This window comes from Streptomyces sp. NBC_01476 (genome assembly GCF_036227265.1).
Lineage (GTDB): Bacteria > Actinomycetota > Actinomycetes > Streptomycetales > Streptomycetaceae > Actinacidiphila.
Genome location: NZ_CP109446.1, coordinates 5,067,473 through 5,078,746, shown reverse-complemented (window position 1 = coordinate 5,078,746; position 11,274 = coordinate 5,067,473). Strand labels below are relative to the sequence as shown.

At 73.1% G+C, this 11,274-nt stretch carries 6 protein-coding genes; 1 reads left to right on the top strand and 5 read right to left on the bottom strand.

Annotation, left to right across the window (positions count from 1 at the left end; all coding sequences use genetic code 11):
• Positions 1 to 49 precede the first annotated feature (49 nt).
• The 5 genes from OG552_RS22260 to OG552_RS22240 all read right to left on the bottom strand — a co-directional run bounded on the left by OG552_RS22260 (position 50) and on the right by OG552_RS22240 (position 9,730).
• Complete coding sequence (locus tag OG552_RS22260) at positions 50 to 1,672, bottom strand: serine/threonine-protein kinase (RefSeq protein WP_329135602.1); 1,623 nt, start codon at positions 1,670 to 1,672, stop codon at positions 50 to 52.
• A gap of 161 nt (positions 1,673 to 1,833) precedes the next feature.
• Complete coding sequence (locus OG552_RS22255; protein WP_329135600.1) at positions 1,834 to 3,816, bottom strand: protein tyrosine kinase; 1,983 nt, start codon at positions 3,814 to 3,816, stop codon at positions 1,834 to 1,836.
• Positions 3,817 to 4,123: 307 nt separating this feature from the next.
• Positions 4,124 to 5,986 (bottom strand): serine/threonine-protein kinase, encoded by a 1,863-nt coding sequence (locus OG552_RS22250; RefSeq protein WP_329135597.1) that lies wholly within the window; start codon positions 5,984 to 5,986, stop codon positions 4,124 to 4,126.
• A gap of 166 nt (positions 5,987 to 6,152) precedes the next feature.
• Positions 6,153 to 7,961 (bottom strand): serine/threonine-protein kinase, encoded by a 1,809-nt coding sequence (locus tag OG552_RS22245; protein WP_329135595.1) that lies wholly within the window; start codon positions 7,959 to 7,961, stop codon positions 6,153 to 6,155.
• A gap of 62 nt (positions 7,962 to 8,023) precedes the next feature.
• Positions 8,024 to 9,730 carry a glycerol-3-phosphate dehydrogenase/oxidase gene (locus tag OG552_RS22240; RefSeq protein ID WP_329135593.1) on the bottom strand — a complete coding sequence of 569 codons (1,707 nt, stop codon included), beginning with the start codon at positions 9,728 to 9,730 and terminating at the stop codon, positions 8,024 to 8,026.
• 245 nt (positions 9,731 to 9,975) lie between these two features.
• Here OG552_RS22240 and OG552_RS22235 point away from each other — a divergent pair, with 245 nt between their 5' ends.
• Complete coding sequence (locus tag OG552_RS22235) at positions 9,976 to 11,253, top strand: nucleotide sugar dehydrogenase (RefSeq protein ID WP_329135591.1); 1,278 nt, start codon at positions 9,976 to 9,978, stop codon at positions 11,251 to 11,253.
• Positions 11,254 to 11,274 lie beyond the last annotated feature (21 nt).

Genomic DNA, 11,274 nt, shown 5'->3' with positions numbered 1-11,274 from the left:
TTCGCATTGCGCAGGTCGGCCTGGCGTAACCGGCGGTACGGCGGGCGGGTCAGGGTGTCCGGAAGGTGGCCCGGGCGGTGTCGAAGGTGTGCCGCTCCTCCTCCACCCGGGAGAGCGGGGCGGACAGCCAGATGTCGTACATCCGGCCGCCCTCGGTCCAGCACAGGTCGAAGGTCCGCCGGGCGCCGCGGCCGTCGCCGAAGCCGTCGTAGGTGAACTGCCAGAGCACGGCGGGCTGTCCGTGCTGGACGGTGCGGGTGATCACGCCGTCCCGGTAGCCCTGGTAGACCTTCGGGCCTGCCGCGTCCTGCGCGCGCATCACCTCGTAGGCATTGCCGGGGGGCTGCTCGCGTTCGCCGAAGCGGAAGCTGTGGTCGGCCGACCAGTAGTACGTCCGCGGCGGCTGCGGGTCGCGCGCGTAGCCCTCCGGGAGGACGACGGAGAAGCCGAGCGGATCGGTGATCCGCTGGAAGCCGGCGGGATACGGGGCGGGGGTGGTGGGGGTCGTGGGCGGGGTGGTGGGCGTCCGGGCGGCCGGGACCGGCGCCGTGGTGACCGTCCGCGGGGTCGTGACCGCGGCGGTGGCGCCTGCGTCGTGCTCCCCCCGGGTGACGACGACGGCCGCGGTGGCGCCGGACACCACCGCGAGCACGGCCACCGCGAGGGCGGCGACGGCGACGCGGCCCCGCTTGCGGGCAGGGGGCACGGCGGGCACCGGCGGTTCGGGGGCGGGGGAAAAAGGCGGGGCCGGAGCCTGGGCCCCGGCCTGGGCCGGCAACAGGGGCCCGGTCGGCAGGGGTGGGGTCGGCGGCTCGGTCCCGCGCTCCGCATAGGCCGTCAGGACCGTCCGCACCTCGGCGGCGGCCATCCGGCGGGCCGGGTCGCGCTCCAGCAGGCCCCTGACCACCGGCATCAGCGGGCCGACGGAGGCCGGCGGGGTGATGTCGCCGAGGGCGACCGCGTGCACGATCTCGCCGATCGACTCCCGGTGGAACGGGGAGTGCCCGTCCACGGCTGCGCAGAGCAGCGCGCCCAGCGACCACAGGTCGGACTCCGGGCCGGCCGCCCGGCCCGACATCCGCTCCGGCGCGGTGTATTCGGGCGAGCCGACGAAGGAGCCGGTCTCGGAGATGGTGTTGCTGCCCGGCACCCGGGCGATACCGAAGTCGGTGAGTACGACGCGGCCGCCGGCCTGTTCGATGAGGACGTTGGCGGGTTTCACGTCGCGGTGCTGGATCCCGTGGTGGTGCGCGGCCTCCAGCGCGCCCGCGACGGCGGCGCCGATCCTGGCGGCCTCGCGGGGCGCCAGCGGGCCGTCCTCGGCGAGGAGGTCGGCCAGCGACCGGCCGTCGACCAGTTCCATCACGATCCACGGGCGGCCGTCCTGCTCCACGACGTCGTGCACGACCACGACGTGCGGGTGCCGGACGCGGGCGACGCTCCGCGCCTCGCGCAGGGCCCGGTCGCGCTGCTTGTCGGCGTCGGCCTCGGTGAGGCCGGCGTCCGGCAAGTGCATCTCCTTGACGGCTACCTGACGGTGCAACAGCTCATCGGCGGCCCGCCACACGGTGCCCATCCCGCCCCGCCCGAGCCGCCCGCCGATCCGGTACCGCCCGGCGATCACATCCCCCGGCGCCCGAGCGGCCGTGGTCTCTCCCCCGTAACCTGCCATCCCCCCATCATGACCCTTGCGAAGGGCCCCCAACGCGGAACGACAACCAACAAGGGGCGCTGGGGGCACCCCCGGACGGAGTCTGGGGGCGGAACTGCGCGACCAGTCACGACGAAACCCGCACCCGACCGCCGGGCGGCGGAAACCGGTTGCCGCCAACGTCAGTTGGCCTCGTACGTTTCGACCGCCTTGTCGAACGCCCGCTGGACCGCAGCGCGTTGCCCGTCAGGCCCGGCGATCAGGATGACGTGGTAGTGCCCGTCGATCTGAATCGCCAGGTTCCGGGCGTACACGCTCTGCTGGTTGGCGTCGCGCCACGTGTACTCCCCCTCGGCGGCAGGATGCCCCCGCACGGTGAGCGCCTGGAGCCCGGCCGCCGAGGACCACGACGACGCCCGGAAATCGGCGAGTTCCCGCTCGACCAGCTGGTACGCGAGCGGATCGCTGCTGTCCCCGGTCGCCTTGTCCCGCCCCGGCACCACCGTGAGCGTGATGTCGCTGCCGGTGTACCGCACCTCGCCCTGGGCATTCCTCCCGGTCCGCAGCCACCCCGTGTGCACCGCGACCGTGAAGCCCGCCGCGTCCGTACGCAGCGCGAAGTCGGAGCCGAGGTCCGGCGGCGCGGCCGGCGGCGCAACCGGCGGCGTCGTCGGCGCGGCCGGCGCCTTCGTGCTCGGCTTGCCCGACGGCTTCGCACCGGTGGCCTTCGGCGTGGGCGGCTTCGTCGTGCGGTCGTCGTTCTTGCCGCCGCCGGCGCCCGGCATCTGCGCGGGCACCGGGCGGTCCCCGTTGGTGTCCGCGGACTCCTTGCGGTTCGGCATGACGAGCACCGCGTAGAGCACCACGGCCGCCAGCACCACCAGCACCGCCACCAGCAGGCGCGCCCCGAGCCGGCGGGGCTGCGCGGCGGCGCCGCCTGGCTTGCGGGAGACCACCTGCTCCTGGTGGTACTGCTCCTGCCGCATCTCGCTGCGCCGGGCACTCTCCCGCTTGGCCTTGACCGCCTTGGCCTGCTTGCCCCGGGCGTGCCTGCGGTGCTGCAGCGCCGAGGGATCGGCCGCCGCGCGGTTCCGCCGCCGCCGTACCAGCTCGCCCTTGCGCCGCTTTATCGGCAGCTTCGTCGGATCGGTGGGCACCTGGACCGTGTCGACGCCCAGCTCGGGTTCGGGCGCGGAGCGGATCAGCGACCGCAGCCAGCCCCCCAACTCCTCCGCCTCGGGCCGCTCTTCGGGGTCCGGCCGGAGCAGCGACTCCACGATCGGCCGCAGCGGACCGCACTCCTCGGCGAAGGCGGGCGGCTCGGCGCAGACCAGCTGGACGAGTTCGGCGGCGCTGTCCTCGGGATACGGCGGGTGGCCCTGGACGCTGCGGAAGAGCAGCGAGCCGAGCGCCCACAGGTCGGCGGCCGGGCCGACCGGCGGGGAGAGCCGCCAGTTCTCGTGTACCTCGTGCGCCTGTTCCGGCGCCCAGCGCTCGGTGACCGCGCCGACGACGGTGATCCGGTTCTGCCGGGCCCGCTCCTGCTCCAGCGAGGACTCGGGGCCGTGCCGGCCGGTTTCCGCGCCGCCGGCCAGCACCTGCTCGGGCAGCGGGTCGTAACCGCACAGCGCCTCCTGGGCGGCGCCGGCCGCCAGGCCGCCGAGCATCGCCCGGCCGTCGTCGCAGAGCAGCACCGTGCTGACGGTGACATTGCGGTGGGTCCAGCCGTTGGCGTGCAGGGCGCGCAGCGCGGTGAGGACGTCGGAGGCGACCTCGGCGGCACGGTAGGCGTCCAGCGGGCGTTCGGCGAGATACGCGGCCAGCGGCCGGGCGGACACCAGTTCGCTCGCGATCCACAGGCTGCCGTCCTCGACGAAGATGTCGAAGACCTGCACCAGCCGCGGGTGGTCGGGTATGGCGGCGGCGGCCCTGGCCGCGTCGAGCGCGCGGCGGGCGCTGTCGCCGAGACCTTCGCCGTCCCCCGAGTAGCCTTCCTCGCCCGGGAGTTCGGCGATGACCACGTCCGGCAGCAAGACCTGCTGGACGAGCACTTCCTGCCCGCTGTACGTGTCGAACGCGCGGGTGTCGGTGAGTTCGAACTCGTCGGCCGGCGGCCTGGGCAGCCGGTAGCGCTCGGCGAGCACCCGCCCTGCGTATTCGTCCACGGTGCCCCCCTCTCGGCCCCGGTCCAACTCCTGCGCCACCTTGCACCATACGGTCCGATCCGATCCATCCCGGTCCCAAGCGACCCGGATGCGGATGCGGACAGTCCTCAACTACTCACCATACGTGCCGTACGGCATTCCTTCGGCCGCTTTCCGGGTTGCGCGTCCTGTCCCGGTTTCGGGGCGCCCGGAGCGAACCGAGTACCTGCTTACCCTTCCGCCGCCCGTTGTACTCGCGTTGTGCTTCCGTGCGCCGGGCCGTTCGGACAACCGCCGTGCGCACAGGGGGATTCCGGTCCGGCCGGCTTCAGTCCGCCTGCTGGAACGAACTGAAGAAGGCGTTGCGCATCTGCACCGAGGCCGCGCTGTTCCAGTCGTCCGCCGGGATCGAGATCAAGATCGCGTAGGCGTGGCTGCCGTCGGTGACGAACCCGCGGTTGAGGACGTGCATCTTCTGTCCGCCCTCGGTGCGGTAGAACTCCCAGTCGGCCGCGGTCCGGTAGTTCCGGTAGTCGATCGACTTGATGACGATCCGCTGGTAGTCGTCGCTGTTGGCCTTCACCCCGGCTTCGTTGCCGCGCCAGGTGGCCGCCGCGTCCTTGCCCGGGTGGGAGGAGAAGTCCACCTGGACCCGCGGGTATCCGCCGTGGGCGCTGTATATGGCGCCGGCGCCGCCCAGCGAGGTGCCGGTCTGGTGCCAGCCGGGCGGCATCGCCATCGTGAAGTGGAACCTGGCGTTGGTGGCGGTGGTGTAGCCGCTGGGCAGCCCGGACCCGCCGCCCGTGCCGCTGTCCCCGTCGTCGTCGCCCTTGCTCGCGTCGTCACCGGACGGCGTCGCCGAAGTGGCGGGTGCGGACGGCGGGTTCGCACCGGAGGCGGAACTGGCCGGCGCGGACGGGGTGTACGAGGGAGCGCCGGTGGTGTGCGTAACCGACGGCGCGGCACCGTTCTTGCCGGCGTTCTTGCTGTCGCCGCCACCGCCACCGGAGTTGGCGACGACGATGCCTATCACCGTGCCCAGCAGCGCGATCACCAGCGCGCCGGCCACGATCATCAAGGTGCGCTTCGGCACCACGTCGGTGATCGGCGCCCGGGCCGGCGGCGCGGGCGTGTTCGCGGGCGTGCCGGGTTCGGGCGCTGGCCGGGGCTTGGCGGCGGCCTTGCGGACCGAGCGCAGCGCGTCGCGCATCCGGGCCTGGTCGGCGGCGGCCTCCAGGGTGGACGCGGGCGCGTCGGTCGGGGTGGGCTGCGGGTCGACCGGCAGGACGACGGTACGGGCGTCACCGGTGGGCGCGGGCGGCGCGACCGGGCGGTCGGGGGCGGTGGCGACGGCGGTCAGCATGGCCCGGGCGGCGGGCTCGGTCAGCCGCCGCTCGGGGTCCTTGACCAGCAGGCCCCTGATCACCTCGGCGAGCGGTCCGGCGTTGTGCATCTCCCCGATCGGCTCGGTCATCACCGCGGTGAGGGTGGCGATGGCCGACCCCTTGTCGTAGGGCGGGTGCCCCTCGACCGAGGCGTAGAGCAGCGCGCCGAGCGACCACAGGTCGGCCGGCGGTCCCGGCTTCTGGCCGCGGGCGCGCTCCGGCGAGATGTACGAGGGGGCGCCGACGAGCATGCCGGTGGAGGTCACCGAGGGGTCGCCGTCGATCTGCGCGATACCGAAGTCGCCGAGCACCACCCGGCCGCCGGAACCGTCGGGGCCGGCGCCGCCGTCGGCGATCATGACGTTCGACGGCTTCACGTCGCGGTGCAGGATGCCTTCGGCGTGCGCGGCCTTGAGGACGTCGAGCAGGACCAGGCCGATTTCCGCCGCGCGCTTGGGGGTGAGCGGTCCGTCCTCGCGGATGGCGTCGGAGAGCGATCTGCCCTCGACGAGTTCCATCACGATCCAGGGCCGGTCGTCCTCCTTCACCACGTCGAAGACGGTGATGGCCCCGCTGTTGCGGATCCGGGCGGTGGCCTTGGCCTCGCGCAGCGTCCGGGTGACCAGCCGGCGCTTCTCCTCGTCGTCCACGTCGCCGGGGAAGCGCAGTTCCTTCACCGCGACGCTGCGGCCGAGCGTCTCGTCGACGGCGCGCCAGACCGTGCCCATGCCGCCCTTGCCGAGCACGGCGCCGAGACGGTACCGGTCCGCGAGCAGACGTCCGTCGGTACCTTCGACCTCGCTCATGGGTTCCCTCTGCTGTGCCGGCGTTGTCAGGCGGTTGGTCAGGCGGTTGGTCAGGCTTGTCGCATGGCGTATACCCCGGTGTACCGGGCGACATGGCGGTGCGGTGCGGTGCGGGTGCGAGAGGCCATCATCCCCGACCGGGGGACGTGGAAGCCAACCCGACCTATCAGCCGGATTGCCGGAAACCGGCCGTCGCGGTGTCGAACACCTCGCGGCGCTCGTCCCATTGTGCATCCGGAGCGGAGAGATAGACGGCGTACTCGGTGCCACCGGGCTTGCCGAACCCCAGATCGATGGCCCGGAAGGTGCGTGCCGTGCCCTGGAAGGTGAACTCCCAGATGGCCGCCGGCTCGCCGAACTGCGTTGTCTCGTCGAGCCGTTCGCGGTGGTAGCCGTCGACGTTCGCCGCTGTCTCGGGCTCCAGGTCCCTGAAGTGGCGGATCGGGCTGTTGCTGCCGTGGTCGAGCGCGCTGATCTTGAGGTCGACCTTCTTCGTCGGGTCGATGAAGTCCACCTGTTCGCCGTCGTTGCTCGACTGCTGGGTCCAGCCGTCCGGCACGGGGACGGAGTAGCCGCGGCTCTCGTCGCTGAACAGGTGGTAGCCGTCAGGCACCGGCGGGGGCGCCGGGGTGGTGCTGGGGACCGATGTGGGCGGGGCGGTGGTGGGCGGGGCGGTGGTGGTGACGACCGGGTCAGGTCCGTTCACCGCGTCGTCGCCGGTGTGCCCGCTCCGGAAGCGGTGCACCGCGACGAGCGCGCCGGCCGCGACCACGGCGACCGCCACCACCGCGGCGATCCAGGGCCCGGCGCCACGGTGCCGGCGCCGGGTGGGCGCGGAGTACGGCGGCTGCTGCCCGGGCTGGGGGGTGCTGGGGTCGCCCTGCTGGTACGGGAGCGGGGCGTACGACCCCGGCGGATACGAGCCATAAGAGCCCGATCCGTACCCGCCGCCCTGCGCGTACGGGCTCTGCGTAGGGGGCGGCAGCGGTCCTGGGGGCGGCGCTCCCGGGGGCGTCCCGGCCGGCGGTATCGCGCCCGGCGGGCGGACCGCGGTGGCGGTCGGGAGGTCCGGGGCCCGCTGCTCGAACCGGCCGACCAGTGCGGTGTCCTGCTCTGCCGCCGGTATCCGCAGCAGCCGTTCCGCGTCCTCCAGCGACAGCCGCTCGGCCGGCTCCTTGGCCAGCAGCCCGGCGATCACCTCGGTGAGCGCGCCCGCGTCGGCGGTCGGCACCGGTTCCTCGGCGATGGCGTACGCGGTCTCGATCGCGGTCGGCCGGCGGAACGGCGACCTGCCCTCGACGGCCTGGAAGAGGGTGGCGCCGAGCGCCCACAGGTCGGCCTCCGGGCCGGGCATCGCGCCGCGTATCCGCTCCGGGGACAGGAAGTCGATGGAGCCGATGAGTTCACCGGTGCGGGTCAGCGTGGAGGTGCCGGACGCCTGGGCGATGCCGAAGTCAGTGAGCACCACCCGTCCCCCGTGGCCTTCGGCGGGAGAGGTGCCTCCGGCCCCGCCTGCCCCGCCCAACAGGACGTTGCCCGGCTTCACATCGCGGTGCAGCACCCCGGCCCGGTGCGCGGCCCGCAGCGCGGCGACCATGCCGCGGCCGATCCGCGCCGCCTCCTCGACCGGCAACGGGCCCCGCTGCTGCAGGAGTTCACCGAGCGTCACGGACGGCACGTACTCCATGACGATGGAGGGCAGTCCGGCGTCGTCCACCACGTCGTGCACGACGATCACATTGGGGTGGCTGATCCGCGCGGCGGCGCGGGCCTCGCGGCGGGTGCGTTCGAAGAGGGTGGCGAGTTCGTCGTCGTCCATGTGCGGCTGCGGCGGGTGAAGCTTCTTCACCGCGACCTGACGGCCGAGGAGTTCGTCCTCGGCGCGCCAGACCGTCCCCATGCCACCGCGGCCGATCCGCTCCAGCAGCCGGTAACGGCCCGCCACCAATCGGCCCTCGTCGACCTGTCCGACCATCTCGCGCCCTTCCGCCCGTGACCCCCGTCCGCGCGTCGCGCTCGCGCCCAGACTCCTCCCGTCTACAGGGGAACGATATCCGGCGCGCCGAGCCGTGCGGCATCCGCGGTCTGATCGTCGGGCTGGAGTTGCGACTCGCGCTCGGCTTCGACCCGCTTCTCGTAGTACTCCACTTCCTTGTCGATCTGCGCCTGGTCCCAGCCCAGCACCGGTGCCATCAGCTCAGCGGCGTCGCGGGCGCTGCGGGTGCCGCGGTCGAAGGTCTCGATGGAGATGCGGGTCCTGCGGGTGAGCACGTCCTCCAGGTGCCGGGCGCCTTCGGCCCGGGCGGCGTAGACCACCTCGGCCCGCAGATAGTCGTCCGCGGCGGCCAGCGGGGCACCGAGCGACGCGTCCTGCTCGATGAGCGCCAGCACCTCGTCGGCGAGCGAGCCGTACCGGTTGAGCAGGTGCTCCACCCGTGCGACGTGCACCCCGGTGCGGGCGGCGATCCTGGCCCGGGCGTTCCACAGCGCCTGGTAGCCCTCGGCGCCGGCCAGCGGTACGTCCTCGGTGCAGCAGTCGGCGACCCGGCGGTCCAGGCCGTGCACCGCCTCGTCCACCGCGTCCTTGGCCATCACCCGGTAGGTCGTGTACTTGCCGCCGGCCACCACCACCAGGCCGGGCGCCGGGTGGGCGACGGTGTGCTCGCGGGAGAGCTTGCTGGTGGCGTCGGACTCACCGGCCAGCAGCGGGCGCAGACCGGCGTAGACACCCTGGACGTCGTCCCGGGTGAGCGGGGTGTTGAGCACCGAGTTGACGTGTTCCAGCAGGTAGTCGATGTCGGCGGTGGACGCGGCCGGGTGCGACTTGTCCAGCATCCAGTCGGTGTCGGTGGTGCCGATGATCCAGTGCCGGCCCCACGGGATGACGAAGAGCACGCTCTTCTCGGTACGCAGGATGAGCCCGGAGTTCGAGTGGATCCGGTCCTTCGGCACGACCAGGTGGATGCCCTTGGAGGCGCGGACGTGGAACTGGCCGCGCTCGCCGATGAGGGCCTGGGTGTCGTCGGTCCACACCCCGGTGGCGTTGACCACCTGCCGGGCCCTGACCTCGTACTCCCCGCCCGCCTCGCCGTCGCGCACCCGGGCGCCGACGACCCGCTCGCCCTCCCGGAGGAAGCCGACGACCTTGGCGTGGTTGGCGGCCAGCGCCCCGTAGGAGGCGGCGGTGCGCACCAGCGTCACCACCAGGCGCGCGTCGTCCACCTGGGCGTCGTAGTACTGCAGCGCGCCGACCAGCGCGTCCTTGCGCAGCGCGGGGGCGACCCGCAGGGCGTGCTTACGGGTCAGGTGACGGTGTACGGGCAGGCCGCGCCCGTGACCGGAGGAGATGGACATGGCGTCGTACAGCGCCACACCGGAACCTGCGTAGATCCGCTCCCACCCCTTGTGCTGCAGCGGATACAGGAACGGCACCGGCTTGACCAGATGCGGGGCCAGCTTCTCCAGCAGCAGCCCGCGTTCCTTCAGCGCCTCGCGGACCAGCGCGAAGTCCAGCATCTCCAGATACCGCAGGCCGCCGTGGATCAGTTTGCTGGAGCGGCTCGATGTGCCCGAGGCCCAGTCATGGGCCTCGACTATGCCGACGGACAGGCCGCGGGTCGCCGCGTCGAGAGCGGAGCCGGCGCCCACCACGCCGCCGCCGACCACCAGAATGTCCAACTCCTGCTCGGCCATCTTCGCCAGCGCCTCGGCTCGCGCCTCGGGGCCGAGAGTCGTGTCACGCATCCGTGCCTCCGTACCTGCCGCCCGCCGCCGGATTCACCGGCGGCGGGCTGGTTGCTTGTCGAGTCCGGCCTGTGGATCTCTTCCGATAGTGACGGGCCTGCCCGGGAGCGGCCACCTTGAAGCGTCCGGGTCGGTGCGGCGCGCCGCGTGGTCATATCAGTGATTTGTCTGGTTAGCCTGTTTTACAGCTGTTCGAGAGACCGCCCTCGTGCGGCCACTCATCCATTCGTGGAGGACCGGAGCCCATGGCAGCAGACCTCGCAGTCCTCGGCCTCGGCCACACCGGACTACCGCTCGCCCAGGCGGCCACCGCCGCCGGAGTGAACACCATCGGTTACGACCCGGATCCGGCCCTGGTGGCCGAGATCAACGCCGGCCGGGTGCCGCCCGGCACCCTCGCCGCCGCCGAGTTGCGGCGGCTGCTGGCCGTGGGTTTCCGGGCCACCGCCGACCCCGCCGCGCTCGGCAGGGTCAGGACCGCTGTCATCTGCGCCCCCACGCCGCTCGGCGCGGACCACGCCCTCGATCTGACCGAGGTGGCCGCCGCCGCCCGGGCGCTGGCCGCGCACCTGCGACCGCACACCACCGTGGTCCTGGAATCAGCCGTCTACCCGGGAACCACCGAGGGATTCCTCCGCCCGCTGCTGGAGGCCCACGGCCTGCGGGCCGGCCGCGACTTCCACCTGGCGTACTCCCCCAGCCGGCTCGACCCCGGCAGCCGCGACTTCCACCACGCCAACACTCCCAAGGTGGTCGGCGGCTGCACCCCCGCCTGCACCGAGGCCGCCGCCGCCTTCTACGGCCGCTTCTCCGAGCGGGTGGTGCGCGCCCGGGGCCTGCGCGAGGCCGAGGCGGTCAAGCTGCTGGAGACCAACTACCGGCACGTCAACATCGCCTTCGTCAACGAGATGGCGGTCTACTGCCACGACCTCGGCGTCGACCTCTGGGACGTCATCCGGTGCGCCGAGACCAAGCCGTACGGCTTCCAGGCCTTCCGCCCGGGACCCGGCGTCGGCGGCCCGTCGCCGGCCCTCGACCCCAACGCCGCCCCCGCCTTCACCGCCGGCCTCGCCACCCACCCGCGGCTGCCCGGCCACCCGCTGCGGATGGTCGAACTCGCCCAGGAGGTCAACGGCCGGATGCCGCGCTACGTCGTCCAGCGCGCCGCCAGCCTGCTCAACGAGCAGGGCAAGTCGCTGCGCGGCGCCCGCGTGCTGCTGCTCGGCGTCACCTACAAGGCCGACCTCGCGGACCAGGAGGGCGCCCCCGCCAAGGAGATCGGCTCCCGGCTGATCGAACTCGGCGCGCAACTCGCCTACCACGACCCGTACGTCCCGCAGTGGCGTGTCCTGGACCGGCCGGTCCCCCGCGCCGACTCGCTCTGGGAGGCCGCCGCCGAGGCCGATCTGACGCTCCTTCTGCAGCACCACCGCACCTACGACTTGCAGGGCCTGGCGGTCAAGGCCCAGCTCATGCTGGACACCCGGGGGGCGACGCCGGCCGGGGCGGCGGCCCGGCTGTAGTCCGCGCCGGCGGCGGAACGC